Raw genomic sequence first — 26,184 nt, 5'->3', positions numbered from 1 at the left:
TCGTAGCCTTTTCCCAACTCATCTCGACCATTCGACCCGCTTGGTGTCCAGACATCACGAAGAGGGAGTGGCCATGACCGCACCTGCGTCAGGCACCACATCCACCAGCACGACCGGCGACGGCGGCGCGACCGGCAACGAGGTGGAGAGCAAAGGACTCAAAGGCGGGGCGCTCGGGCTGCTCTCGAGCATCGTGGTGGGCGTCGCGTCCACCGCACCCGCCTACAGCCTCGCGGCCTCCCTGGGGTTGATCGTGGCCAGTGGCGGGTCGCTACTGGCCGGCGTCAAAGCACCGGCGATCGTGCTCATCGCGTTCATCCCCATGTACCTGATCGCGGTCGCCTATCAGGAACTCAACAAGGCCGAACCCGACTGCGGCACCAAGCACCACCTTCACATGGGGCAGCCGCGCATTCGGCCCGATTCTCGGCTGGATCGGAGGCTGGGGGATCGTGGCCGCCGACGTGATCGTGATGGCCAACCTGGCCCAGATCGCCGGCTCGTACTCCTACACCTTCCTCGGCGACCTCGGCTGGCACTCGGCTGAGTCGCTGTCGAGCAGCACCCTGTGGTCGACCGTCGCCGGTGTCATCTGGATCGCAGTGATGACCTGGATCTGTTTTCGCGGCATCGAGGTCTCGGCGCGGCTGCAGTACGGCCTACTCGCCTTCGAGGTGGTGGTGCTCGTCGTGCTGTCGGTGGTCGCGCTGGTGAAGGTCTACACCCACCACGCGATGAGCTACTCGCTCACCCCGTCGTGGTCGTGGTTCTGGCCGGGTGGACTGGACTTCGGCAATGTGGTGGCGCCGGCCCTGCTGACCGCGATCTTCATCTACTGGGGCTGGGACACCGCGGTCTCGGTGAACGAGGAATCCGACGACCCGGGGCGCACACCCGGTCGCGCGGCGGTGATCTCGACGTTCCTGCTGCTGGCCACGTACGCGATCGTGTCGGTGTCGGCGGTCGCCTTCGCCGGCACCGGGACACAGGGTGTGGGCCTGGGTAATCCCGACAACTCCGATGACGTGTTCTCCGCGATCGGCCCGGCACTGTTCGGCCATAGCTTCATCGGACACATCGGCCTGCTGTTGCTGTCGGCGTCGATCCTCACCTCGGCCTCGGCGAGCACCCAGACCACGATCCTGCCGACCGCGCGCACCACGCTGTCGATGGGCGTCTACAAGGCGCTGCCCAGCGCCTTCTCCCGTATCCACCGCACCTACCTCACGCCGTCGGTGTCGACGATCGTGATGGGCGTGACGTCGATCGGGTTCTACGTGCTGTTCACCCTCATCAGCACCAACCTGCTCACGGCGCTGATCGGCTCGGTGGGCCTGATGATCGCCTTCTATTACGGACTCACCGGCTATGCATGCGTGGTGTTCTACCGCAAGACGATGACCCGCTCGGTACGCGACTTCGTCATGCGCGGGGTGGTCCCGCTGCTCGGCGGCCTCATCCTGACGGTGGTGTTCATCTACGGCCTGATCCAGTACGCGAAGGCCGACTGGCTCACCGACGACAGCGGCAAGAACGTCACCATCCTCGGCTTCGGCGCGGTAGCGGTGGTCGGCGTGGGTGCGCTGATCCTCGGCGTGATCCTGATGATCATCTGGTGGATCTTCGCACCCGACTTTTTCCGCGGGAAGACGCTGCCGATGCGCGCCGACCTCGTCCTGGAAGGCCCGAACCGTCAGCCGCCCCACGCGGGACTCCCCGACTCGGGCGTCATGGAGACGGTGATCGCCCCCGACCTGTCGAATCTGCCCGACGGCGATGTGGCCGAGGACCCCGAGACCGGCGAGGAGTTCGAGAAGTCCGGCGACTCGCGCGACTGACGTCGGTCAGGCGCCGGTGTCGGTCAGGCGCCGGTGTCGGTCAGGCGCCGGTGTCGGTCAGGCGCCGGTGTCGGTCAGGCCCGGGCGCCGACGTCGGTCAGGTTCAGACGATCTCGCGGCGCACGATCGTCTGGTCGCGACCGGGGCCTACCCCGATGCAGGACATGTGCGCACCGGAGAGCTCCTCGAGCCGGAGCACGTAGTCCCGCGCATTCGCGGGCAGATCGTCGAACGTCCGGCATTCGGAGATGTCTCCCCACCAACCCGGCATGGTCTCGTAGATCGGCTTGGCGTGATGGAAGCCGGTCTGGGTCATGGGCATGTCGTCGACGCGTTCGCCGTCGACGTCGTAGGCAACGCAGATGGGCACCCGCTCCATGCTGGACAGCACGTCGAGTTTGGTGAGGAAGTAATCGGTGATGCCGTTGACGCGAGTGGCGTAACGCGCGATCACGGCGTCGAACCAGCCGCATCGACGGGCCCGGCCGGTGGTGACGCCCACCTCTCCGCCGTTCTTCGCGAGGTATTCACCCCACTCGTCGAACAGCTCGGTCGGGAACGGTCCCGACCCCACCCGTGTGGTGTAGGCCTTGAGGATGCCGAGCACGGTGGTGATCTTGTTCGGTCCGATACCCGAACCCACAGCGGCACCGCCGGCGGTCGGATTCGACGACGTCACATAGGGGTACGTGCCGTGGTCGACGTCGAGCAGGGTGCCCTGGGAGCCTTCGAGCAGGATCGTCTCGTCGCGTTCGAGGGCCTGGTTGAGCAGCAGCCGGGTGTCGGCGATGCGGGGGGCGAACTTCTGCGCCTTCTCCATCACCTCGTCGACCACCTGCGCCGGATCGAGCGCACGACGGTTGTAGATCTTGACCAGGATCTGGTTCTTCAGCTCAAGCGCGGCCTCGACCTTCTGCGAGAGGATCTTCTCGTCGAGGACGTCGGCGGCCCGCACGCCCACCCGGGCGATCTTGTCCTGGTAGCAGGGACCGATTCCGCGGCCGGTGGTGCCGATCTTGTTGTTGCCGAGGAAGCGTTCGGTGACCTTGTCGATCGCCACGTGATAGGGCATCAACAGATGCGCGTCGGCCGAGAGCATCAGGCCCGAGGTGTCGACACCGCGCTCCTCGAGACCGCCGAGTTCTTCGAGCAGCACGCCCGGATCGACCACGACACCGTTGCCGATGACGTTGTTGACTCCGGGTGTGAGGATGCCCGACGGGATGAGGTGCAGCGCGAACTTGTCGCCGTTGGGCAGGACCACGGTGTGGCCGGCATTGTTGCCACCCTGGTACCGGACCACCCACTGCAGCTTCTCGCCGAGCAGGTCGGTCGCCTTGCCCTTGCCTTCGTCTCCCCACTGGGCGCCGATCAGTACGATCGCAGGCATCTGGTCGCTCCTTCCGGTTGCAGAATAGTTCCACAACCGTGGGACAACCCTACTGGTTCGTCTCGTGAAGGTCCTGGTCGGCACCGGGTCGCGCGAGCACAGGCATCCGATGGACACGCTCGACGCGAGCCGTCTCGGCATTGCGGGGCGCCCATCTGACGAGGAAAGGACGAGCGTGAGCCTTGCGGTGCTGCGGGCATCTCCTGAGGAAGGGGGCGACGAGACGCACGGCAATGGCGGGTCGCCTCGGCGTCTCGATGTCGACGCCGAGCGGGTGTTCAGCTCGCGCAACGAGCGGGGCGAGCTCAAAGAGGTGATGGGCACGATCCTGGCCGACGAGTCGCTCACGCGCGTGGTGGTGGCGGCCGGCGGCGGGGATCCCGACGCATTCCTGGCCGCGGTCCTGGCCCGGCTGATGGCCATCGAACGCCTCGACGTGGAGATCGGCTACGTCACACACACGACGACACCTGCCACGGAGAACTATTCGCTTCCCGTCGGCGAGCAGGCCGCGGCGTTCGCGGTGTCGGCCCCGGCGGTGTCCACCCCCCTGATCCGCGACGACACGGGTGCCGCGCTGGTGGGGATAGGCCATCACCGCGGACGCGACGGCCACAAGCTCGAGGGTGAGGGCATCGTCGACGACACCAGACTGTTCGCCGGGGAGACCGCCGGAGTGACCGTGCGGCCGACCCCGCAGGCGCCCGGGGTGCGCGCGAGCCTGGACCGGCGCTGGCGGCGCCGGTGGGTGGCCGGGCGCGCGGCGCAGACCGGCGGTCCGGCGATCGTGGTGGTGCGCGACGGTGTGGTGGCACCGAAGACGGTGCGGCGCTCGACCTTCTATCGACACCACGACGACTGGAAGCTGGTGCGGCCGTGACCACGAGTGCGCGCGAGGTGGTTCACGCCATCCGCCCGGGGCCGGTGTTCGCGGGTCTGGTGATCGCGACGGTCGCCGGCGGTGTGCTGTTGTGGGGTTCGGTGCCCGATCGCAACACCCGTTCGATCGTCGGCGCGCTGTTGCTGGTGCTCGGCGGCTGGGTGATCTCGCTGTGCCTGCACGAATTCGCGCACGCCGTCACGGCTTTCGCCTTCGGCGACAAGAACGCCGAACTGCGCGGATACCTGACCCTCGACCCGCGCAAGTACACGCACCCCGGGTTGTCGCTGGTGTTGCCGCTGCTGTTCATCCTGATCGGCGGCATCGGATTCCCCGGCGGCGCGGTCTATGTCAACACCGCCGGTTTCACCAGGCGCCAGAAGACACTGGTGTCGCTGGCCGGTCCGGCTGCCAACATCGTGTGCGCGATCGTGTTGCTCGTCGCGATCCGCGGCAACACGATGACCTACGAGACGCTCAACTTCTGGGGCGCGCTGTCGATGCTGGCGTTGCTGCAGATCATGGCCGCACTGTTGAATCTGCTGCCGATCCCCGGCTTCGACGGGTACGGCGCGATCGAACCGTATCTGTCCTACGAGACGCGACGGTCCATCGAACCGTTCGCGCCCTACGGATTCCTGCTGATCTTCGTGATCCTGCTGTTCCCGCCGCTCAACCACCTGTTCTTCGGCATCGTCAACTGGTTCTTCGAGCTCAGCGGGGTCAACTCCGATGTGGCGTCATGGGGCTGGCATCTGGTGGTGTTCTGGCGCTGATCCGGGCCGAGGCCGACAGGCGATCGGCATACCGGTCACCTCAGCGGGCCGATCCCCTCATATACGGCCCATCGCCTCGCTGAGGTGACCAGTATGCGCACTGTCGGGCTCACCAGGTGAGGTCGCGGTGGCAACGACGCTGTTCCTCGGTCGATTCGATCTGGACCGTGGCATGTGGCAGACCGGCCTGCTCGAGGATCTCGCGCGCGTCGGCGAGGACCTCGGCGTTGTCGCGCACCGCGCCCAGGTGCACGGTCGCCACATCCATCCCGGTGGTCAGCGTCCACACGTGCAGGTCGTGAACGTCGGTCACACCGGGGATCGCGGCGAGCCGATCTCGCAGCATGTCGATGTCGATGTGGGTCGGCGCGCGCTGGGCCAGGATCCGCAGCGCGTCGATCGCCAGCCGGCCGGCGCGCGGGGCCACCCACACCGCGATGAGGATCGCGACGACCAGGTCGGCGTAGGGCCAGCTCGTGGTCATCGTGACGACACCGGCGATGAGCACCCCGACACTGCCGACCGCGTCGGCGACCACCTCCATATAGGCACCGCGGATCGCGATGCTGCCCTCGGCGTCGACCCGCAGCACCACCATCACCGCCACGTTCACCGCCAGCCCGACCAGTGCCACGATCACCATCGGCAGGCCGGGTACGTGGGGATGATCACCCACGCGGTCGACCGCCTCCACGAGAACGAAGACCGCCACCGCGACCAGCAGCACGGCGTTGATGACCGCGGTGAAGACCTCGGCGCGATGCCAACCGAAGGTCTTGTCACCCTCGGAACTGGAATGCCGGGCGAGCAGCAGCGCACCCAGACCCATCACCAGCGCGACCAGATCGGTGGCCATATGGCCGGCATCGGCGACCAGTGCCAGCGATCCGATCACGAACCCGACCACGAGTTCGATGACGAAGAAGCTGCCGATCAGCGCGGCTGCGATCCCCATCGGCCACACGCGGCGATGTGCCGACTCCGGCCCGAGTGAATGGCCGTGATCGTGACTGTGTCCCACGGTTGCACCCCTCCCCTGCCCGGCCGGCAGACCCGATGTTGTGGCTCTAATCTATGCATGAATACGCATATATGACAAGGGTCCGTCGGCCCGTCCGCGCGACACGCCCCGTCGGAATCGATTCCCGGCGTCAGCGCAGCGTCGCGACGGCCGAGGTGCGTCGCAGGCCGGCGACCATGAGCAGGTCGACCAGCGTCGACCGGATCTGGCCGAGGATCACCGTCTCACTCAACCCGGAGTCCTCGACGAGTTCGGCGCGCGCCTCACGGGCGATGTGGCGCAGCACCCGCGCCGCGTCGGCCTCGTCCGGGTGGTCGCCCGGATCGGCGAGCAGCATGTCGCGCAGAACCTCGAATGCGCCGCCCAGCTCGGCGACCAGGTCGATCACCCTGGGCGAGACCGCGGTGCCGTCGTCCAGCGACCCCAACGCGCGCCGGCACAGCACGCGGATGTTGCGCACCGCATTGTCGATGGGATCGGCGGTGGCGTTGAGTCGGGCCAGGCGTTCACGGGAGTTCCAGTACAGCGGGGATATCCGACTGATGTCGCGCCCGCCGCTCATATCGCTGCGCATCGCGTCGATCGCCGACTGGGTGCCGCGCGCCCGATGCAGCGCATCCGAGACCAGGTCGTGGTCGCGGTCGCGCAGTCCCTGCGCGGTGTCGACGACCACCCCGCGCATGGTCTCCATGACATTGGCCGCATCCCGGCGTGCCCGCCGGACGGGGTGAGTCGGGATCAGCGCGACCACGAGGATGCCCACGACACCTCCGACGAAGGCATCGATCATGCGGTTGATGCCGCCGGACCCGCCGGGCGGCAACAGCGTGGCGACCAGACACGCCGAGCTCGCCGCCTGCAGGCCGACCAGTGGGCTGCGGTCGAGCAGGGTCGCGACCGACATGGCGAGCGCGACCACGACCGCGATCTGCCAGGTGCCGCTGCCGATCTGTTTGACGATCAGGTCGCCGACACCGATGCCGACACTCACCCCCACCACCATCTCGAACGACCGTCGCCAGCGCTGTCCCAGTGAGGTGCCCAGCGAGATGACGGCGGCGATCGGCGCGAAGAACGGGTTGGTGTGTCCGATCAGCTTCTGCGCGATGAACCACGCCAGTGCCGCCGCGAGTGCGCACTGGGTGATCGGCAGCAGTGAGAAGTAGAGCCTGCGCAGCGGGGCCCGCACATGTACGGGCAGCCGGTGGAAACCGCTGCGTAGGCGGTCGAGGACCGTTGAGGATCTCCAGGCGCGCTGTGCGTGCTCGGACATCGGCGCGCTGTCAGATGAGTCCGAGCTCGGCGGCGGCCGCGGGATCGGATTCGTTCAGCAGCTCGAGGCACCGCAGATACTCGTCCTCTTCACCGATCGACTGCGCCGCGCGGGCCAGCGCACCCACACAACGCAGGAAGCCCCGGTTGGGTTCGTGACTCCACGGCACCGGGCCGAAACCCTTCCAACCGTGGCGCCGCAACTGGTCGAGGCCGCGGTGGTAGCCGGTCCGCGCGTAGGCGTAGGCCTCCACGGTCTTGGCCGTGGCCACCTCGGCGTCGGCGGCGGCGGCATCGAGCGCACCCTCGGCAAGGTAGGCCCAGGCGATCGACGCGCTGGGATGGCTGGCCGCGACCGATGCCGGGTCGGCATGGTTGAGCAGGTCGGACTCGGCGTCGTCGTCGCCGGTCAACAACGTGGGCTGCGGGCCGAGAAGATCTCCAAATGACGTCACGACGCTCATTGTGCCCCGTCGTGACAACCAGGCGAGCACATCCACCCCATCCACCGACACCGGTCCCACCCGCGCCACGATCGGTGAACAGCACGGCAATCGAACGTGAACACCACCACGCGCCGCGCCATAAGGCCCGCCACAGGGTCGTTGGTTAAGCTAGACCGCGCATCGCAGGCGCGGCGCCGCACTCCACGCCTGCGCGGCGTTGCTTTGCCAGTTCGGTTCGACCCGGTTGAGCTGCGCCCATGCGAAACGACAACGGGGGGAGGCCACGGGATGTCGCATCCACTCGACGACGGAAAATCGGCCGTGGGACGAGCACTGTCGGCCATCAGGTCCCGGACCCACCGCTCGCCCGGCCCCGACGACAGGTCAGCAGAGGCCGCCGCTCCGAACGGCCGCGACACCACACTCGGGGCCGACAACACACTCGGGATCGACACCGACCAGAACGACCACGACCAGAACGACCACGACGCGCCGAATCCCTCGGCGACCCACGATCAGGAGCCCGACACCGCGATGAGTGCCTCAATCGACACCGACCGCGACGGCGTCACCGATGCCACCGACGTCGAACCGGTCGACACGACGGATGAGGGCACCACCACAGCAGCCGAGGGCGACGACGCGGCCATCACGGACGCCAGTGACGGCGATGCTTCAGCTGATGACGCAGCCGACGACGCGGCCCATGACCAGGCCGAGGACGCGGACGACGTTGCTGACCCAGAGGTCACCGGCGCACCCGAGCTCAGCGACGGTGAGTTCGGCGGCAGCGAGGTCAGCAACAGCGAGGTCAACGACAGCGACGCAAACGACGGTGAGGCCAACGACTCAGACGCACCGGCGACCCCGGGGGTCGAGAGCGACGACGTCGAGTCCACCGGGGCCGAGGATCTCGAGAACCCCGCCACCGACGAATCGGCGGCCGACGAATCCGCAGTAGACGGGTCCAGCACCGAGGAGACCGGCGGTGAGGACACCGCAGCCGAGGACAGCGCAGCCGAGGACACTGGCACGGCGGTGAACGCCGAATCGGGCGCAGAACCCGAGGGCGACACCACCCCCGATCCCGCCACTGACGATGCCGACTCCACCGACTCGGTCACCACTGATTCGGACACCGCGGATACCGACAGTGCCGAATCCCACAGCACCGAATCCCACAGCGCGGACACCGACACCGCTGATTCGCCCACCACGGATCCGGAGGCGTCGAACGCCGAGACCACCGAGGCACAGTCGACCGGAGCAGAGTCCGGCGAGGAGCCGGTCGAGGCCGAGACCAGAGCACAAACGTCGGGGCCGGTGGTCTCCGGAGGCGGCGGCTGGGCCGAGACGCAGACGATGCGACCGGCACAACTCAAAGAGTGGTACGCCACCTCGCATCCCGAATTCGCCCCTGCCGACAGCGCCGCTGCCGAATTCGCCACTGCCGACAGCGCCGCTGCCGAGTCCGACCGCGCGCCATCCGCCGAGTCCGAAGCCGAAGCCGACACCACGCAGACTTCCCTGCGGGACGCGCCGGCCGCCGAGGAGGTCGACAGCGATGCCCCCACTGCCGCAATGGCTCTCGCAGGGTCCGGGGTCGCAACACGTTCGGCGGGTAAGGGTTCGGGCACCGCGACCGCATCACTCGACGCGCGAGATGACCTGCGCGACACCAACGACACCAGCACCAACGGCACCGATACGAAGGGCACCGATGGCGGCTGGCGCACATCCGCCGCCTCGCCGGAGTACATCAGGCCCGCCGACGCGCAATCCGGCCGGTCGAACGACTCGAAGGACAAGCCGCGCCGCGGAGTGCTGATCGGTTCGATCCTGGCCATCGTGGTCGCGGTGGTGGTCGTGGTCGCGGTGGTGGCCGTGGTGGCGACGAGCAACCGCCACAAGGAGACTCCTGCCGCCGATCAAGCCGCAGACGCCGCGCTCACCTATGCGCATGCGCTGCAGAACGGCAACCTCACCACATTGCGCAACGTGACCTGCGGTGATCGCAAGCGCGTCTACGACGCAGCCGACGATGCCGCCTTCGCCCAGCAGTTCCAGACCCAGAAGCAGCTGGGGCAGCTCGTCGAGGTACACGGCGTCAACGCGGCCAAGGTGACCGGCTCAGACACCGCGATCGTGGAGGTGACCGCCAGTCGCGTGTCCGATCCCGCTGCGACACAAGACGTTCGGATGTTCCTGCACAAGGAAGAGGGTCAGTGGAAGGTCTGCGGGACCCGATGACCCATCTGGGGGGGTGCCGGGCATGGGGAGTGGCCTCCTGCCGGACCGGCCGGCGATCCGCGGACCACGCCACTGCCCGTGGTCACCGATCGCGCTCACCTTCCCGATCCGAATACCTTCCCCAACCAGTACGTCGGTGAGATCGGCCGCCACCCAGCCGAATTCAGCCGCAGACCGTATCTGGACCCAGACTGGGCTCCGGAGAGACTTCCCCGCCACGCGCCCAGGCGCCGGGTGCAGCCGTCAGTGGTACTGGCCGCAGTGGCCATGGCCGCTCTCGCGGTGGCCGTCATCGTGGGTCTGGCGATGCTCTGAGCACTGCGCTCAGAGCATCGCACACACCACCCTCGAAGCAGGCGTGTCTCTCGAAAAACCCTGCTTCACAAGGATTCTCGATGTCGATCAGCCGAGCGGGATCACCTGTCCATTGCTGGCGTAGCACCCCTTGAGTGTCTGGAAGTCGCCGGAGAAGGCGAACTTTCCGGTGCACACCGGACCCTTCTTGCCGTCCACCGTCACAGTGCTGTCGGCGCCGGCGATGCCGATTGCGAGACCGGGCTTGACTCCATTCATGGTCACCACGGCACCATTGCCGAGCGCGATCGCGGCGGGACCGGAGTAGTTGTCAGCCATCGACGTGGCCTTGCCACCACCGGAGGTCACGGCCAGTGCCAGGCCAGTGGGTCCGGACTTGGCTTCACAGGTCGCCTTGGTCACCATCTGACCGGGCAGCGCCGGACACAGCTGGAGTCCCTCCGACGGCGCTGCCGACGCGGTGGGGGCGGCTCCGATCGCGACTGCGGCGGCCCCGGCGGCGACAAGCATTCCGGCGCCGATGCGACGCGTGTTGGTCTTGGAGAAACGTGCCATGTCGAACTCCTCACGTAGTGCGGATGTCCAGCTCCGTCCTGGGCTGTTGCTACGAGTTCGGTGCCGCCCACCACGCGGATGGGTCCGATCGGGCATCTTTCTGACCGCGCCCGACATCCACCCAGGCCACGAGACGCACCCTCTCGATCCACCACCCACCGACTCGGGCAAAAACCTGAATCCGGGTTCAGCTGATGATTATGATCAGCGTCACACTCATGCAACGGCTCAGAACGCAACGTCTCAAAAGGCAACGCCTCAGAACGCAATAGCTCAGAAGGAAGTGGATGCAGGCCATGACCGATACCCAGGACACCGGAGTCCAAAGTGCGCAGAACCGCGGCGCGGAAATCCAGGGCACGTGCGACCCGCACTTCACCGCCCTGCGAGAGGTGCTGCGCGCCAACGTGGAGTCGGGTGCCGACCTGGGCGCCTCGGTCGCCGTCACGGTCGACGGCCGGCCGCTCGTGGACATCTGGGGCGGCTGGGCCGACACCGATCACACCACCGCCTGGGGGCGCGACACGCTCACCAACGTCTGGTCGTGCAGCAAGACCGTCACGGCTCTGGCGGTGCTGATCCTCATCGACCGGGGCCGCATCGACCCTTACGCTCCGGTGGCCACCTACTGGCCGGAATTCGCCGCGAACGGCAAGGACGATGTGGCTGTCCGCCACCTTCTCTCGCACACGTCGGGTGTGGCCGGCTGGCAGGAGCCGATCACCCAGGAGCAGGTCTACGATCTCCCCTTCGCCTGCGCGCGTCTGGCCGAGCAGGCACCCTGGTGGACGCCCGGTACCGCGTCGGGCTACCAGGCGATGAACCACGGTCATCTTCTCGGCGAGGTGGTCCGTCGCGTCGACGGACGCGGTCTGGGCACATTCGTCGCCGAGGAGATCACCGGCCCCCTCGGTGCCGACTTCCGGTTCGGCGTCGCCCGCGCCGACTACGGCCGGGTCGCCAATGTCGTTGCGCCGCCGCCGCGTTCGATCGACGTGACGAAGCTCGATCCGGAGTCACCGGCCGTGAAGACGTTCGGCAACCCGGTCGCCGACGCGACCGTGTCGTGGACCGACGGCTGGCGAGCAGCCGAGATCGGCGCCGCCAACGGCCACTCGAACGCACGGGCCCTGGCCCGCATCCAGTCGGTGCTGGCCTGCGGGGGCAGCGTCGACGGGGTCCGGCTGCTCTCACCCGACACGATCGATCTGGTCTTCACCGAACAGTCCAACGGGGTCGACCGCGTGCTCGGCGCACCGATCCGGTTCGGTATGGGCTTCGGCCTGCCGACGCCGGCGTCGGTGCCCTTCGTCCCCGAACGACGGATCTGTTTCTGGGGCGGCTGGGGTGGGTCGCAGATCATCATCGACACCGAGCTACGCGCGACCATCTCCTACACGATGAACCGGATGGGGTCGGGTCTGCTGGGCTCCGACCGGTCGGCACAGTATGTCGCCACGGCATTCGAGGCGCTCGAATCGCTCTGACACACCACAATTCGAGCAACCCTGCTTCTCACCGACGATGGGCCGCCGCTCCACCCGGGAACACAATCCCACCAGGAGCAACGGCCCATCGCCATCACAGCTGTCGGCCCGGACCGATCCGGTTCGCAGACTCGGCCCGGCCCGGCGCGGTCATCACGCGGTGAGCGACTTGCCCACCGACTTGAGATCCTGACATGCCTCCACGACCCGGTCCGACATTCCGGCTTCGGCCTTCTTCGACCACGACCGCGGGTCGTAGACCTTCTTGTTGCCGACCTCGCCGTCGACCTTGAGCACTCCGTCGTAGTTGGCGAACATGTGTCCGGCGACCGGACGCGTGTAGGCGTACTGCGTGTCGGTGTCGACGTTCATCTTCACCACGCCGTAGCTCAGCGCCTCCTCGATCTCACTCTTGAGCGAGCCGGAGCCGCCGTGGAACACGTAGTTGAACGGCTTGGAGCCGTCGGCGAGCCCGAGCTTCTTGGAGGCCACCTCCTGACCCATCTTCAGCACATCGGGGCGCAGCTTCACGTTGCCCGGCTTGTAGACGCCGTGGACGTTGCCGAATGTCGCGGCGAGCAGGTACTTGCCCTTGTCGCCTGCACCCAACGCGTCGATCGTCTTCTCGAAGTCCTCGGCGGAGGTGTAGAGCTTCTCGTTGATCTCGGCCTCGACGCCGTCTTCCTCACCCCCGACGACTCCGATCTCGACCTCGAGGATGATCTTGGCCGCGGTGGCCTTGGCGAGCAGATCCTGGGCGATCTCGAGGTTCTCGTCGATCGGGATGGCGCTACCGTCCCACATATGCGACTGGAACAACGGGTTCTTGCCCGCGTCGACGCGCTCCTGGGAGATGGCGAGCAACGGGCGCACGTAGGTGTCGAGCTTGTCCTTGGGGCAGTGGTCGGTGTGCAGGGCGATGGTGATGTCGTACTTGGCGGCCACCACGTACGCGAACTCGGCGAGCGCAACAGCGCCGGTCACCATGTCCTTGACGCCCAGGCCCGAGCCGAACTCGGCACCACCGGTGGAGAACTGGATGATGCCGTCACTTCCCGCGTCGGCGAATCCCTTGATCGCGGCGTTGATGGTGGACGACGAGGTGCAGTTGATCGCGGGGAATGCGTAGCCACCCTCCTTCGCCTTGGCGAACATCTCTGCATACTGTTCGGGCGTTGCGATGGGCATCGTGCTCGTACTCCTCTACAGATCGGTGACGTCACTAGAGCGTGAGAACTCAACGCTAGTATGACCGTCTCCGGTGGCCCTGACGAGGCCGGTTGCCGGGTTGGCCGGGTTGGCGAGGACTGTCCTCCCGAATGCTCTCAACCAGTCCACAGGCGCCCCCGGTAACCTTGCTCACCGTGATCGATCTCGCCCTCGCCCATACGGCCGCCCTGTCCACGCAGGAGGCGTTGCTCCCGGGCTTCCTCGACCCGATCAAGTTGCTCGGGTACTTCGGCACCTGGGCCTTCGCCGGCCTGCTGCTCGTGATCTTCATCGAGTCGGGAATCCTCTTCCCGGTGTTGCCCGGTGACTCGCTGCTGTTCACCGCCGGGATGGTCGTCGCCGCCGGCGGCAAGGACAACATCGAGAGTTTTGCGACGCTGTGGCAGCTGATGATCTTCATCCCGATCGCCGCGATCCTCGGCGGGCAGGTGGGGTACTGGATCGGCCGCTACGCGGGCACCGAGATGTTCACACCCGACGCCCGCTTCCTCAAGGAGCGCTACATCGTCGAGGCGCACGAATTCTTCGAGAAACACGGTCCGATCACGATCTTCCTGGCACGCTTCGTGCCCATCGTCCGCACGCTGGCACCCATCGTCGCCGGTGCCGCCCGGATGAAGTTCTCGGTGTTCACCATCTACAACGTGGTCGGCGCCATCGTGTGGGGTTGCGGTGTGACGCTCCTCGGCTACTGGCTGGGTCAGTTCTCGTTCATCCAGAAGGCCATCGAACCCATCTTCATCATCATCGTGCTGGTGTCGGTGCTGCCGATGTTCTGGGAAGGCTACAAACGCCACCGCGCCGGCAAGCGCGCGGCCGAACTCGCCCTCGCCGACGACCCGGCCACACCCACGGCGCCCTCCGCACCCACGGCCTCCACGCCCGCCACACCCACCACGCCCTCCACGCCGGCGACGTCCGATGACGAAGAGCGCAGGACCGACAGCCGACCCTAGGGATCGTGCGTCGTGACGTCGGTCATCACCACCTGGGTTGCCGCGATCATCGCGGTCACCGGCTGGTTGATGACCATCAACCGCACCCGTGTGGCACCCGACGACGCCGACCTGTTTCTGGCCGTCCAGACACTGCGCAGCACGCCGAACCCGAGTTCGGCCGATCTGAGCACCGTCATCGACCGCAAACACCGGGTGGAGAACGCCGCCTCGCTACCGGCGATGATCGCGGTGGCGGTAAGTGTCATCGCGGTGGCGGTGGCGCGGCCGTCGACCACTCACACGGTGGACACGTGGCTGATCAGCGGGGCATTGCTGCTCATGTCGCTGGTGGTTCTCGCGGTGTGCCGAATGGTGGCCGCGCGGACGCTGCACCGGCGGGTGGTGCGCTACTTACCGCACGGGTGAGGAGAGGATCCGCGCATGGCATCGGGGTGTGACTCCTCGACGGGCACCCACGCCGCGCGAACCCAGGTCATCGTCAGGAAGCCGAGGATGATGGCCGCGACCAGCGCCCACACCGTGATCTCCGAGGTGTCCAGCGTCTTCACCGACCAGTAGGCACCCAACATCGCGACCGTGGCGATGCCGCACAGGACGATCGCGCAGAACACCATCCGAAAACGTTGCCACACCAGGGCGATCAGCGAGGCGAGACAGGCCAGGCCGGCGATGATGGCCGCGACCAGCCCGACCGTCGACGCGTGATGATGGGACAGATCCGACAGGACCATGAGCCACGGGATCTCCACTGCGATCACCGCGATCGTCATGACCAGCGCGAACAGTCGCCGGTGACCCAGATGCACCTCGTCGAGGACACGTTTTTGCACCGAGCGCAGAACCTTGTCGACCTCGCGCTCGATGTCATCAGTGGGTGTGTGGCGAGCCATCACGTTCGACCTTCCCCCGCCGGGGCCCGATACGCAAACCAGACCTCAGCTCGCGGCCCAGTTCTCACCACACATCAGCCACCATGCCGGCTTGTCACCATGCCGGCTTGTCACCATGCCGCTTGTCACCATGCCGCTTGTCACCATGCGCTGTCGAGATCGGCGTGCGCCGCGATCCAGGAGTGCATGACGACCCCCGCGGCGACACCGGCGTTGATACTGCGCGTCGACCCGAACTGAGCGATCGACACCGTCAGATCGGCGCGGCGCTGGGCGTCCTCGCTCACGCCCGGGCCCTCCTGCCCGAAGATCAGCACACATTCCCGGGGCAGCTCGGTGGTCTCGAGCCGCGAGGCGCCGGGCGTGTTGTCCACGGCGACCACCGCCAGACCGGCCGAGCGCGCCCAGTCGACCAGATCGGCGATCGACTCATGATGGCGCACATGCTGATACCGGTCGGTGACCATCGCACCACGGCGGTTCCAGCGCCGCCGGCCGACGATGTGCACCTCGGCGGCGAGGAAGGCGTTGGCGGTCCGCACCACCGTGCCGATGTTCGCGTCGTGGGCGAAGTTCTCGATAGCCACGTGGAAGGGGTGTCTGCGCTCGTCGAGGTCGGCGACGATCGCCTCGCGCGACCAGTAGCGGTAGTGATCGACCACATTGCGCCGATCCCCGTCGGCGAGCAGTTGCGGGTCGTAGCGCGGGTCGTCGGGTACGGGGTCGTCGTGTTCGACCGTCCACGGCCCCACACCGACGGTCGGCGCGCCGATCACCCATTCGGTGGGCCCGATGCCGGCAGCGTCGTCGGCGGTGTTCTCTGGATCGGCGTTCTCGCGATCGGTGTTCACGCGATCGGTGGAGTTGTCCGGATCGGATACGAAGCGCTCAGCCAAGGCCGAGATCGTGCAGGCTCAGCAACGAGCGGTACTCCACACCCTCGGCGCGGATGACCTCGTCGGCGCCGGTCGCACGGTCGACGACGGTCGCCACCCCTACCACGGTCGCGCCCGCCTCACGCGCGGCGCGGACAGCGGTAAGCGGCGAGTTGCCGGTGGTGGTGGTGTCCTCGACCACCAGCACACGCTTGCCGGCGATGTCGGGCCCCTCGATCTGGCGCTGCATACCGTGCGCCTTGGCGGCCTTGCGCACCACGAACGCGTCGATGTCACGGCCGCGGGCGTGCATGATGGCCGTCGCGACCGGATCGGCCCCGAGGGTCAGGCCACCGACCGCGTCGAAATCCCAGTCGCCGGTCAGCTCTCGCATCAACGACCCGATGAGGCGTGCGGCCTCGTGATGCAGCGTCGCGCGGCGCAGGTCCACGTAGTAGTCGGCTTCCTTGCCCGACGACAGCGTCACCCGGCCGTGCACCACCGACAGCTCGGTGACCAGCTCGGCCAGTCGCGCCCGCGCGAGCGGATCCCGATCGGTCCTGTTCGATTCGGATTGCTGCTGCTCGCCTGCGGCGCTCACTCGTCTCCCCTCACGGGCCGGATGTGTCGATGATTGTCCCGGCGATCACGGTCGCGGGGATCGCGGTCGCGGCGATCACGGTCGCGGGGATCACGGTCCAGGCGGTCCTGCTCGTCGCGGCGCCGATCGACCGACCGCTCACCGTGCCGGCTGTCTGCCGAGTGGGGGTTCTGCCGATAGTCCGACGGCTGACGGCGCGGAGGCGCTCCGAACATCCGGGTGTCGGGCTGCGGCTGTGTCGGCGGCCGGGTGGGGCGGCCCCCGGCGGGCATCCACGCCTGGGTCTCGTCGGGGTCAGCGGCACCCGGCTGCGGCGAGCGGGGTTCGCCGGCGACCGGTCGCGCGAGGGGTGCTGGTCGGGAGACCGGCGGCTGCGCGCTGCGTTGGGTCGCGGGCATCCGGCGTGCACTGTCCGCGCCCGGCGAGGAGTCCTCACGGGTGGCCTCACCGCGAGAGCGTGGGGTGCGGACGGGATCGGCGACAGCCGCCGCCCGACTCGCCTCCGGACGAGCCGTGTCCGAACGCGCCGTCTCAGCACGAGTGGCTTCCGAGCGAACACCGGTGCCACGTCCGCCCTCCGACCGACGAGCAGGGTCGGAAACCGCACGCATGCGGCCGCTGACCGGGGCGTGCGGGTCACGGGCGTCGGCACGCTGGGCGGCCGGCGGCTGGACGGGGGGCAGTACACGCAGCAGATCGCCGTAGCGGCGCGCGGTCTCCAGCGCGGTGTCGATGCGGTCGGCGTCGTCGGTGCGCGGCATCGCGGCCAACGCCCACTCGCCCTCGTTCCAGATCACCTCGAGATATCCGGGCGCATTGGTGGCGAGCGCGATCATGCGCCGGTCGCAGACCCGGCGGGCGATCTCGAGGTCATTGGCGAACATCACCCGCTCACCCATCGCACCCAGCGGAGCCAGATCCTCGTCCGACGGAGCGAGCGCGTCCTCGTGTCGCAGGTCGACCACCACGTCGGAGGCCACGCTCCCCTGCACACCGGCCACGGTGAGGGCGTCACCGAGATCGAAGACCAACGCATGGCGACCGTGGTAACGGCCGTCGGCGACCGCGAGCACCCGTGCATCGGTGACCACGTCCATACCGCCGGCGTGGAAACGCCTGGACACGGCTTGATCAGTGGCCTGATAGGTGAAGTCGTGGGAATCGGCCCAGGACGCGCGCGCGTCAACGCCATGGCTGCGTCGCCGGTCGAGCCACAGGAGGATGCCGGCGCCGATCAGGGCCAGCGCAGCGATCACGAAATAGAGGGCGGTCATCGCGCTACAGCCTAATCAGTAGACGGCGTCGGGGTGTCATGGGCGCTGCGCTGCGCCGGGGGTCGGCGCGCACAGCATGCGACGACGCGGGTGATCGGTACTCGTCGCCGGTCACGTCGCACCTCAGCCAGTGGGCATGCCGGCGCTGATACGACTGTCGATCACTAGATCTGCGGTCATCTCGTCACGTCGGGCCATGGCGTGGACGACCACCATGTCGCCCGGTCGCACGCCCGAGAGCCCCCCGGCCTTCATCGATTCGTACCTGGTCTCGCCGTTGACGTCGACCACCAGCTGACGTCCGTCGGTCAGCCGGAGTGTGAGGTGCTGCGCATCGATGTCGACGACGGCACCGAAGAGCACCTTGCCGCGTGAGACGTTCGACCCGATCTGCTCACCGGCGGCGACCGCCGCCGGTGTGGTGGGCTCCTCGGTGGTGCCGTCGGGGGAGACGACCTTGAACTCGGCGGCGGTGCGCGGCTCCTCGTCGGCCTCTCGCGACGCCCCGAGGTGCACACAGTAGGACAGACCGACGGCGACCACCGCGAGGCCGAGGGTGCACAGGAGAAGTACCCGGCGCCCCGACGACCTCGGGGTCGACTTCGGGGTCGACTTCTGGCTCACCACCACTCCTCATCCAACAGAGAGTTTGCCCCGGAGGGATATCGGCCCCGAGGGGATCTCCCGGAGTCCTGACCGCGATGGACTCCGGCGGCCGTGCAGCTGACCGGCCAACTGATGTCGGACGTTACGAGCGAAGCCTGAGATGCATCTGTGAGATGCGTGTGCGAAACGGACATTACCCCCGTCTCGCGTGTCGGATGGAGGCAACTTCTCGCAGGCACCGGCGATGGGTGAGGATGTGGGGGTGAGCAGCCCCGAGGACGACCTGACCATCGACACCGAGTTCCTGGTGGACCTCACATGCGCATTGGTCGAGGCGCCGAGTGAGAACCCCGGAGGCACCGAGGGCCAGGCGGTGGCGGTGCTGGAGAACGCCTGCCAGGCGCTCGGATTCGACATCGAGACGATCGAGGTCGACGACGACCGGCCGAACCTCGTCGCGACGCTGCCGGGCGGCCCGGGACCCGGCCTGATGTTCCTCGGCCATTCCGATGTGGTCCCCGCTGGCGGCGGCTGGACCGGAGATCCCTACATCGCACGCGTGGTCGACGGCCGCATCATCGGCCGGGGCAGCGCGGATATGAAGGGCGGTCTGGCCGCGATCGTGACGTCGATGGCCGCGCTGAGCAGGCGCGCACGCACCGGCCGCGGACTCGCCGGACCGGTGACCCTCGTGTGCACCGTCGACGAAGAGGAGCACGGTTCGGGTGCCCGTGATTTCGTGAGCCGCAGCCGGCCGGGGTCCTATCTCGGCTGCGTGGTCGCCGAGCCGACCGACCTGTCCACCGTGATCGCCTGCCGCGGGGCGTCCTACATCGAGATCACGGTCACCGGGCGGGCGGCGCATTCCGGGCGGCCGTCGGACGGGCGCAGCGCGATCAACGCCGCCGCCCGGATCATCGACCTCATCGTCGCCGACCACGATGCGATGCAGCAGACCCTCGACCCGCTCCTCGGAGCCGGGACGTGGAACGTCGGCACGATCTCCGGTGGGCAGGGCATCTCCATCGTCGCGCCGATCTGCGAACTCGGCAGCGACCGACGGCTGATGCCCGAGGAGAACGCCGGCGACATCGCCCAGTGGCTTCGTGACCGCATCCGCGCCGAGGGCATCGACTCCGACGGGATCGAGGTCGACGTGCGGTTGACGATGGAGATGCCGGGCTTCGCCACGCCGGCCGACCATCGCCTGCCGGTCACCGCGGTCGCAGCGCTGGCCGATCTCGGTGTCGACTCCCCCATCACCGGTTGGACCGCGGCCTGCGACGGCGGCTACATCTCCCGGGACCTGGGCATCTCCCCGATCGTGCTCGGCCCGGGAAACATCAACGAGCAGGCACACAAGCCCGACGAGTCGGTGGCCATCGACGACCTCGTGACCGCCGCCCGCGCGTACGCCGACATGGCCATCCGCCTCGTCGGCTGAGACCGGTCGCGCAGCACGTCCCGCCCAGACCTCTCCCCAACAGTCATTCCGGATCGAGGCCCCCCGCACGACGCCCGGGATGTCCGCCCCCACGCCTACCCTTGCCAGGCGTGAACACTTCCACCGCCTGGACCCGCCAGCAGAACGACGTCGCCGACTCGGTCATCCAGGCACTCGCCGGTCCCTCGGCACGGCTGCGCGACGACCAGCGCACCGCCGTGGACGCTCTGCTCACCGACGCCGCACGCGTCCTGGTGGTGCAGGCGACCGGCTGGGGCAAGTCGGCGGTGTACTGGACCGCGACCGCGATGCTGCGCGCGCAGGGCGCCGGCCCGACGCTGGTGGTCTCCCCCCTGCTGTCGTTGATGCGCGACCAGGTCAGCGCCGCGCAGCGGGCGGGGCTGCGGGCCGCGACGGTGAACTCCTCGAATGTCGACGAGTGGTCGCAGATCGAAGACGATCTGCGCGCGGGTGTTCTCGACGTGCTGCTCGTCTCGCCCGAGCGCCTGGCCAATCCGGGATTCGGGGCGCGGGTGCTCGACACCATGGCAGGACAGATCGGGCTGCTGGTGGTCGACGAGGCGCATGCGATCTCCGACTGGGGTCACGACTTCCGGCCGGACTACCGTCGCGTCTCCGACGTACTGCGTGAGCTCAACCCGTCGAGTCCGGTGCTGGCCACCACCGCGACCGCCAACGCCCGCGTGAGCGCCGACGTCGCGCATCAGCTCGGCGAATCGACACTGGTGCTGCGCGGTCCACTCGCCCGATCCTCGTTGCAACTCAACGTCACCGAGGAGATGACGCCGCTGGACCGTTACGCCTGGGTCGCACAGCATCTCGGCGATCTGCCCGGCAGCGGGATCGTCTACGTGCTCACCGTCGCCGACGCCCAACGCCTCACCGCCGCAATCCGCGCGGTACACGGCGACGCCGTCCCGGTCGCCGCCTACACCGGCCAGCTGCCGCCCGACGAACGACACCGGCTCGAGGATTCGTTGCGGGACAACGAGATCAAGGCACTGATCGCCACCTCCGCACTGGGGATGGGGTATGACAAGCCGGATCTGGGATTCGTGGTGCACGTGGGTTCGCCACCGTCGCCGGTGAGCTACTACCAGCAGGTCGGGCGCGCCGGGCGCGCGATCGACCACGCCCAGGTGGTGTTGCTGCCATCGGCATCCGATCGCGGCATCTGGGACCACTTCGCCACGGCCACGATCCCCGACCCCGAGCAGATGTCGGGGCTGCTCACCGCACTGGCCGACGAGAACGAACCGGCGTCGGTGGTGTCACTCGAGGCATCCACGGGACTGCGCCGCACGAAGATCGAACTGATGCTCAAACAGCTCGCCGTCGACGGCGCGGTCAGCCGCGAGGCTGCGGGCTGGTCGGTGACCGGCCGCGAATGGTCTTATGACGCAGAGCATTACGCGGGAATCATCGCCACACGGCAACGTGAGGCCGACATCATGAACGCCTACATCCGAGGTGAGCGCTGCCTGATGGCGCTGCTCACCGAATCCCTCGACGACCCGTCGGCCGCCGCCTGCGGGCGGTGCTCGGTGTGTGTCGGCCACCTTCCGGGTGCCCTCGGCGACGCTCCCGATCCGGCCATCGCCCGGACGATCTCGCTGGCGTTGCGTTCGCGCGCACACGTTCTCGAGCCGCGGAAGATGTGGCCGGGAGGCGCCTTCGGCACCCGGTCGAGGATCCCGGCGCATCTGATGGCCGAACCCGGTCGGGTACTGGTGCACGCCGATGCCCCGGAGTGGGCCGACACGCTCGCCGCCGCCCACCGCGGCGATGCCGAGGCGATCACCGAGATCGGTGATGCCGGCGTCGCGGCCCTGGCGTCGTGGAAGACCGAGTGGGTCGCTCGGCCTCAGATCGTGGTGTCGATGCCGCTCACCGACACCCGGCTCACCGAGGGGGTCGCCGATCGCATCGCCGAGGTGGGCCGACTGCCCAGGGCCACACAGGAACTCACCGACACCCGTCGGCCGGGCAGGGATCTGTCCGGTGCCGACGAGGCTGCGATGTGGCGCGCGCTGATGGCACCACAGGCAGCCGAGGTGTCGGGTGCGACGGTCCTGCTGGTGGCCGACGCCTCGACCACCGGCTGGCCCGTCACCGTTGCCACCGCGGCCTTACGCAGCGCCGGCGCCGGCGCGGTTCTGCCCCTGCTGATCCACCGCACCGTCTGAGGTCTCCTCGCCAGGAGTCTCGGTGCCGCGGATCGAGACGCCGGCCGTCTCGGTGAGGAATTTCAGCGCGACCATGCCCACCACACAGGCGGCCATCATGTACGCCGCCGGAAACAGATCCCACCCCGAGTTGGAGGTCACCGCATCGTTGATCAGCGGAGCGGTGCCGCCGAAGGCCGCCGTGGCGACGTTGTAGGAGATCGCGAAGCCCGCATACCGCACCTGCGTCGGGAACATCGCGGGGAAGGTCGCCGAGATCGTCGACAGCTGCGGGATGTAGAGCAGCCCCAGCACCACGAATCCCACGATGGCCCGACCGAATCCCTGACCCATCAGCCAGAACAGCGGCAGCGCGAAGATGAACAGTCCGATCAGCGAGGCCCACCACATCGGTTTGCGCCCAGTGCGGTCCGACCAGGCGCCGAAGATCGGGATCAGCGCCATCATCACCAGCTCACCGATCAGGATCACCACCGAGCCGGTGGTCGCGGTGAGGCCGATGTTGTTCTGCAGGTAGGTCGGCAGATACGCCAGCAGAGTGTAGTTGGCGACGTTGAGCGCCACCACCATGCCGAACATGATGAGGATCGGGCGCCAGTAGTTCTTCATCAGGTCGACAAAGCGCGACCAGGCCGAGCCCACGATCTCCTTGCCGGCCTCCACCTCGGTGAACACCGGGGTGTCCTCCATCTGCGAACGCAGATACAGGCCGATCAGTCCCAGCGGCAGTGCCAGCAGGAACGGGATACGCCATCCCCAGGTCTCCATCGAATGATCGCTGAGACCCAGCTCCATGAACAACACGATCGCGGTACCCATGACGAACCCGGTCAGTGTGCCGAATTCCAGGAAACTGCCGTACTTTCCGCGGCGCTTGTCGGGCGCGTACTCGGCCATGAAGGTCGCCGCACCGCCGTACTCACCGCCGGTGGAGAAGCCCTGCACCACGCGCAGCGCGATCAGCAGAATCGGTGCCCACACGCCGGCCACGGCATAGGTCGGCAACACACCGATGAGTGCCGTTGCCAGCGAGATCAGCAGAATAGTGGTGGCCAGCACCGCTTTTCGACCGACACGGTCGCCGATCGGACCCCACACCAGTCCGCCGAGCGGACGCAGGATGAACGAGACCGCGAAGCCGAGCATCGTGCCGATGGTGCCGAGGTGGCCCGGGAAGAAGGCGTGGGTGAGGTATGTGGTGGTCGCGGCGTAGACGCCGTAGTCATACCATTCGGTCGCATTGCCGATGGCCGAGGCGGCAATGGCTCTGCGGAGGGTCTTCCTGCCCTCGGGTGAATCGGGATCGGGTCTCTCGGTGATCTGACTGTCTGCCGGTGCGGATGTTCCCATCCGGTTTGCGTTGGAGCTGTATTCGGTCGCGGGCATTCTCCCTCTCCCGTTGTTGTTTTCACGCGCGTCGCACTCGTCACGCATCCACGTGCGATGACCTCGTCGGTCGGCGCAGACGCGCGACGCGACTGTGCCGGGCGCGCCCGCAGCGGGATCTCCACGGACTCGGGAGAGCGTCGCCAACGCCAGTCCGACACTTCGGACGAGCCGGGTGTTCACCGTAACGCGGGTAATCAATGAGTCAAGTCACTCAAAGCCCCTCGACCAGCTGCATATTCACCGGATCACACAGCTGACCTGCACAGATGACAGACGTGAAATTAGTTCGAAAAACTTCTCATCGCCGGGTCAGCAGGACGATTCCGTCGTCCTGCGCCATGAGAACATAGCCATCGTGAGCGGTCGAGTCCGAGATCGCTCGTCGCACACCGCCGGCGTTGGTGGGAAATCGCTCGGCCGTCTCGGTGTTGGCGATGATCCACGCCGGCGTCGAGGTGTCGCGACGTGCATTGCCACCGCTGCGTTTCGGGTACAGCGTGACGGTGTGATCGGGTACCAACAACGCCCCGAGATCGTTCGTCGCCGCCACCGAGGCGCCGTCGGGGATCTGTGATCGGATCCGCGAAAACGCTTCGTACTGTGACGAAGCGGCATAGAATTGCGGGCGCAACAGAGATCGCAGCGGGCCGCCGAGAGCCAGCCCCACTGCCACGATCAGGGCAATCGCACACAGCCCCATCAATTTTCGCGAGGACAGGCCACGTTGACGCATCGTCGACAAGGCGTCGATCATCGCCACGAACATGATGGGCATGAGGGTCGCACTGTAGTGATAGCCCGGCGACCAGTACAGGAAATTGACGCTGAGGAACCGCCACGCGAGCGTCGGGACGGCGACGAGTGCCACCGGTGACCGCAACGCCAGAAACACCGTGATCACCAGCAGCAGAAAGGCCGTCGAGCCGCGCTGGTCGCCGTCGGCGAGACCCACGAGGAAGCTGTGCGCGGCATCGTGCAGGCTGGTCGGGAACTTTGCCTCATAACTGTAATTGCCGGCACCGATGGCGGGGACGATCACCTTCGTCGCGAGGATCGTCCACCCCACGCCCCACACCGCGGTGAGCGCGGCCGGGACATACATCTGCCGTCCAGCGCGCCAGGCGACCAGTGCCGCGATCACCGCGACCGTGACGCCGAGGTCCTCCTTGCAGAAGACGAGCGGCGCTGCGTAGAGAAGGCATGCCCGCCAACGCTGTTCGCACCATGCGACGAGTGAGAAAGCGATCAGCGGGACGGCCAGGGCGATCTCGTGGAAGTCGAACGACAGCGCACGTGCCAATCCCCACGACAGCCCATAGCTCAGGGCGACGAGAATCCCGGCCGGCGCCCCGAACCGGTCGACACCGAGGCGGGCGATCGGCACGGCGGAGACCGCGAAGAGCAGAGCCTGCACCACCAGCAGCGTCATCGGCGACGGGAACACCCGGTAGACCGGTCCGATGGCGGCTATCCACGGTTGGAAGTGGTCGCCCATGAGGTTCACGTTGTCGCCCTCGAGCGGGACCATCGGCGCGTGCAGATGTCCGTAGGCCTTCACCGCCTGGGTGAAGATCCCCAGATCCCACGCCGAATAGCCGAGCCGCCGGTACTCGGCGACGACGTAGAGCAGGTAGACCGCGGCGAACACCACGCCACACACCGCGGCGACCACCCACGACCGGGTGGTTGCCGCGGTGTCGTCTGTCTCGGCGGTCGAGTCGATCTCGCCTGCGTACACGGCCACGCTGACATTCCTATGCATCCGCGTGCCACGATGCAAGCACCATCGGGGCTCGATCCGGGCACTCAGGACGGGCGGTGGAAGTCGCGTCGAGCATCACTCACGCGATCGCGCGCCTCACAGCCGGCAACGTGGTCGTTGACCAGCCCCATCGCCTGCATGAGCGCATACATCGTGGTGGGACCGACGAACTTCCATCCCCTCTTCTTCAACGCCGTGGACATCGCGGTCGACTCGTCGGTGATCGCGACGAATCCCACCGGCACTGTGTCATCGACCGACGGCTCGAACGACCAGAAGAATGCGGCCAGCGAACCGAACTCCTCGACCAGCTCCGGTACCCGACGAGCGTTGTTGATGGTGGCCCGGATCTTTCCGCGGTGGCGGATGATCCCCGAATCGGCCACGAGCCGTTCGACATCGCCGTCATCGAAGTCGGCGATCGCGGCGACATCGAAGTCGGCGAACGCCTTTCGGAAGTTCTCCCGTTTGGCGAGAATCGTCCGCCAGCTCAGCCCCGATTGGAATCCCTCGAGACACACCTTCTCGAACAGCCGCCGGTCGTCGGCGACCGGAAACCCCCATTCGGTGTCGTGGTAGCGGATCTGGTCGGGGGCGCCACCCCATCGGCATCGCACGATCCCGTCGTCCCCGGTGACCAGATCGGGTGGCTGGTCCGCGACCAGATCGGCTGCCTCGGACTCGCTCATGGCGTGCTCCTTCTATCTCACCCGGCTC

Annotated in this window: 23 protein-coding genes and 1 pseudogene; 10 read left to right on the top strand and 14 right to left on the bottom strand. The window is 67.4% G+C overall.

From position 1 onward, the window contains the following. Nucleotides 1-73: 73 nt before the first annotated feature. Nucleotides 74-1,838: pseudogene (locus tag IEW22_RS12790) on the top strand (APC family permease). Nucleotides 1,839-1,941: 103 nt separating this feature from the next. Here the strand turns inward: IEW22_RS12790 and IEW22_RS12785 are convergent. Next, nucleotides 1,942-3,228 carry an adenylosuccinate synthase gene (locus tag IEW22_RS12785; protein ID WP_188586995.1) on the bottom strand — a complete coding sequence of 429 codons (1,287 nt, stop codon included), beginning with the start codon at nucleotides 3,226-3,228 and terminating at the stop codon, nucleotides 1,942-1,944. A 175-nt stretch (nucleotides 3,229-3,403) separates the two neighbouring features. Here IEW22_RS12785 and IEW22_RS12780 point away from each other — a divergent pair, with 175 nt between their 5' ends. Further along, the gene (locus IEW22_RS12780; protein WP_229742595.1) at nucleotides 3,404-4,108 is read left to right on the top strand and encodes a hypothetical protein; all 705 of its coding nucleotides are present in this window, start codon (nucleotides 3,404-3,406) and stop codon (nucleotides 4,106-4,108) included. Then, a complete protein-coding gene (locus tag IEW22_RS12775; protein WP_188586994.1) occupies nucleotides 4,105-4,884 on the top strand; it encodes a site-2 protease family protein in 780 nt (259 codons plus the stop codon). Before IEW22_RS12780 ends, IEW22_RS12775 begins: the two co-directional genes overlap by 4 nt. 109 nt (nucleotides 4,885-4,993) lie before the next feature. Here the strand turns inward: IEW22_RS12775 and IEW22_RS12770 are convergent, their stop codons facing one another. The 3 genes from IEW22_RS12770 to IEW22_RS12760 form a co-directional block, all read right to left on the bottom strand. After that, nucleotides 4,994-5,905 carry a cation diffusion facilitator family transporter gene (locus IEW22_RS12770; RefSeq protein WP_229742593.1) on the bottom strand — a complete coding sequence of 304 codons (912 nt, stop codon included), beginning with the start codon at nucleotides 5,903-5,905 and terminating at the stop codon, nucleotides 4,994-4,996. A 130-nt stretch (nucleotides 5,906-6,035) separates the two neighbouring features. Then, nucleotides 6,036-7,178, bottom strand: a complete 1,143-nt coding sequence (locus tag IEW22_RS12765) for an FUSC family protein (RefSeq protein WP_188586993.1) — start codon at nucleotides 7,176-7,178, stop codon at nucleotides 6,036-6,038. Between the two features lie 10 nt (nucleotides 7,179-7,188). Next, a complete protein-coding gene (locus IEW22_RS12760; RefSeq protein ID WP_188586992.1) occupies nucleotides 7,189-7,632 on the bottom strand; it encodes a DUF3151 domain-containing protein in 444 nt (147 codons plus the stop codon). Between the two features lie 279 nt (nucleotides 7,633-7,911). Here IEW22_RS12760 and IEW22_RS12755 point away from each other — a divergent pair, with 279 nt between their 5' ends. Next, nucleotides 7,912-9,873: an Rv0361 family membrane protein gene (locus tag IEW22_RS12755; protein WP_188586991.1), complete on the top strand. Its 1,962-nt coding sequence runs from the start codon at nucleotides 7,912-7,914 to the stop codon at nucleotides 9,871-9,873. A gap of 78 nt (nucleotides 9,874-9,951) precedes the next feature. Further along, nucleotides 9,952-10,188, top strand: a complete 237-nt coding sequence (locus tag IEW22_RS12750; protein WP_188586990.1) for a hypothetical protein — start codon at nucleotides 9,952-9,954, stop codon at nucleotides 10,186-10,188. A gap of 87 nt (nucleotides 10,189-10,275) precedes the next feature. Here the strand turns inward: IEW22_RS12750 and IEW22_RS12745 are convergent, their stop codons facing one another. Beyond that, on the bottom strand, nucleotides 10,276-10,743 hold the full coding sequence (locus IEW22_RS12745; protein WP_188586989.1) for a hypothetical protein: 468 nt from the start codon (nucleotides 10,741-10,743) through the stop codon (nucleotides 10,276-10,278). A gap of 296 nt (nucleotides 10,744-11,039) precedes the next feature. On the opposite strand from IEW22_RS12745, the gene IEW22_RS12740 reads away from it, so the two are divergent. Further along, the gene (locus tag IEW22_RS12740) at nucleotides 11,040-12,230 is read left to right on the top strand and encodes a serine hydrolase domain-containing protein (protein WP_188586988.1); all 1,191 of its coding nucleotides are present in this window, start codon (nucleotides 11,040-11,042) and stop codon (nucleotides 12,228-12,230) included. 153 nt (nucleotides 12,231-12,383) lie between these two features. On the opposite strand, the gene fbaA is transcribed toward IEW22_RS12740, so the two are convergent. Beyond that, entirely contained in the window at nucleotides 12,384-13,418 is a 1,035-nt protein-coding gene (gene fbaA / locus IEW22_RS12735) for a class II fructose-bisphosphate aldolase (RefSeq protein WP_188586987.1), read from the bottom strand. 176 nt (nucleotides 13,419-13,594) lie between these two features. Between fbaA and IEW22_RS12730 the strand changes: the two genes are divergently transcribed. Together IEW22_RS12730 and IEW22_RS12725 are read left to right on the top strand one after the other, a co-directional pair. Next, entirely contained in the window at nucleotides 13,595-14,416 is an 822-nt protein-coding gene (locus IEW22_RS12730) for a DedA family protein (protein ID WP_188586986.1), read from the top strand. A gap of 12 nt (nucleotides 14,417-14,428) precedes the next feature. Then, nucleotides 14,429-14,824 carry a hypothetical protein gene (locus IEW22_RS12725; protein ID WP_188586985.1) on the top strand — a complete coding sequence of 132 codons (396 nt, stop codon included), beginning with the start codon at nucleotides 14,429-14,431 and terminating at the stop codon, nucleotides 14,822-14,824. Here IEW22_RS12725 and IEW22_RS12720 read toward each other — a convergent pair. The 5 genes from IEW22_RS12720 to IEW22_RS12700 all read right to left on the bottom strand — a co-directional run bounded on the left by IEW22_RS12720 (nucleotide 14,806) and on the right by IEW22_RS12700 (nucleotide 18,683). Beyond that, on the bottom strand, nucleotides 14,806-15,309 hold the full coding sequence (locus IEW22_RS12720; protein ID WP_188586984.1) for a hypothetical protein: 504 nt from the start codon (nucleotides 15,307-15,309) through the stop codon (nucleotides 14,806-14,808). The genes IEW22_RS12725 and IEW22_RS12720 overlap by 19 nt on opposite strands. 140 nt (nucleotides 15,310-15,449) lie before the next feature. After that, on the bottom strand, nucleotides 15,450-16,160 hold the full coding sequence (locus tag IEW22_RS12715) for a TrmH family RNA methyltransferase (RefSeq protein ID WP_188587006.1): 711 nt from the start codon (nucleotides 16,158-16,160) through the stop codon (nucleotides 15,450-15,452). A gap of 37 nt (nucleotides 16,161-16,197) precedes the next feature. Next, a complete protein-coding gene (gene pyrE / locus IEW22_RS12710; protein ID WP_188587005.1) occupies nucleotides 16,198-16,713 on the bottom strand; it encodes an orotate phosphoribosyltransferase in 516 nt (171 codons plus the stop codon). A 68-nt stretch (nucleotides 16,714-16,781) separates the two neighbouring features. After that, nucleotides 16,782-18,059: a hypothetical protein gene (locus IEW22_RS12705; protein ID WP_188586983.1), complete on the bottom strand. Its 1,278-nt coding sequence runs from the start codon at nucleotides 18,057-18,059 to the stop codon at nucleotides 16,782-16,784. Nucleotides 18,060-18,182: 123 nt separating this feature from the next. Beyond that, the gene (locus IEW22_RS12700) at nucleotides 18,183-18,683 is read right to left on the bottom strand and encodes a hypothetical protein (protein WP_188586982.1); all 501 of its coding nucleotides are present in this window, start codon (nucleotides 18,681-18,683) and stop codon (nucleotides 18,183-18,185) included. Between the two features lie 226 nt (nucleotides 18,684-18,909). On the opposite strand from IEW22_RS12700, the gene IEW22_RS12695 reads away from it, so the two are divergent. Further along, a complete protein-coding gene (locus IEW22_RS12695) occupies nucleotides 18,910-20,109 on the top strand; it encodes a M20 family metallopeptidase (protein ID WP_188587004.1) in 1,200 nt (399 codons plus the stop codon). A gap of 110 nt (nucleotides 20,110-20,219) precedes the next feature. Then, the gene (locus IEW22_RS12690) at nucleotides 20,220-22,316 is read left to right on the top strand and encodes a DEAD/DEAH box helicase (protein WP_188586981.1); all 2,097 of its coding nucleotides are present in this window, start codon (nucleotides 20,220-20,222) and stop codon (nucleotides 22,314-22,316) included. Here the strand turns inward: IEW22_RS12690 and IEW22_RS12685 are convergent. From IEW22_RS12685 to IEW22_RS12675, 3 genes are all read right to left on the bottom strand, one after another. After that, nucleotides 22,260-23,666: an MFS transporter gene (locus tag IEW22_RS12685; RefSeq protein ID WP_188587003.1), complete on the bottom strand. Its 1,407-nt coding sequence runs from the start codon at nucleotides 23,664-23,666 to the stop codon at nucleotides 22,260-22,262. The two genes, IEW22_RS12690 and IEW22_RS12685, sit on opposite strands and share 57 nt — an antisense overlap. A 337-nt stretch (nucleotides 23,667-24,003) precedes the next feature. Further along, complete coding sequence (locus IEW22_RS12680) at nucleotides 24,004-25,449, bottom strand: DUF2079 domain-containing protein (RefSeq protein WP_188586980.1); 1,446 nt, start codon at nucleotides 25,447-25,449, stop codon at nucleotides 24,004-24,006. Between the two features lie 62 nt (nucleotides 25,450-25,511). Beyond that, complete coding sequence (locus IEW22_RS12675) at nucleotides 25,512-26,156, bottom strand: DNA-3-methyladenine glycosylase I (RefSeq protein WP_188586979.1); 645 nt, start codon at nucleotides 26,154-26,156, stop codon at nucleotides 25,512-25,514. Between the last annotated feature and the right edge of the window lie 28 nt (nucleotides 26,157-26,184).

The organism is Gordonia jinhuaensis (genome assembly GCF_014639795.1).
Taxonomy (GTDB): Bacteria; Actinomycetota; Actinomycetes; order Mycobacteriales; family Mycobacteriaceae; genus Gordonia_B; species Gordonia_B jinhuaensis.
This window is presented reverse-complemented; position numbering and strand designations above follow the sequence as displayed.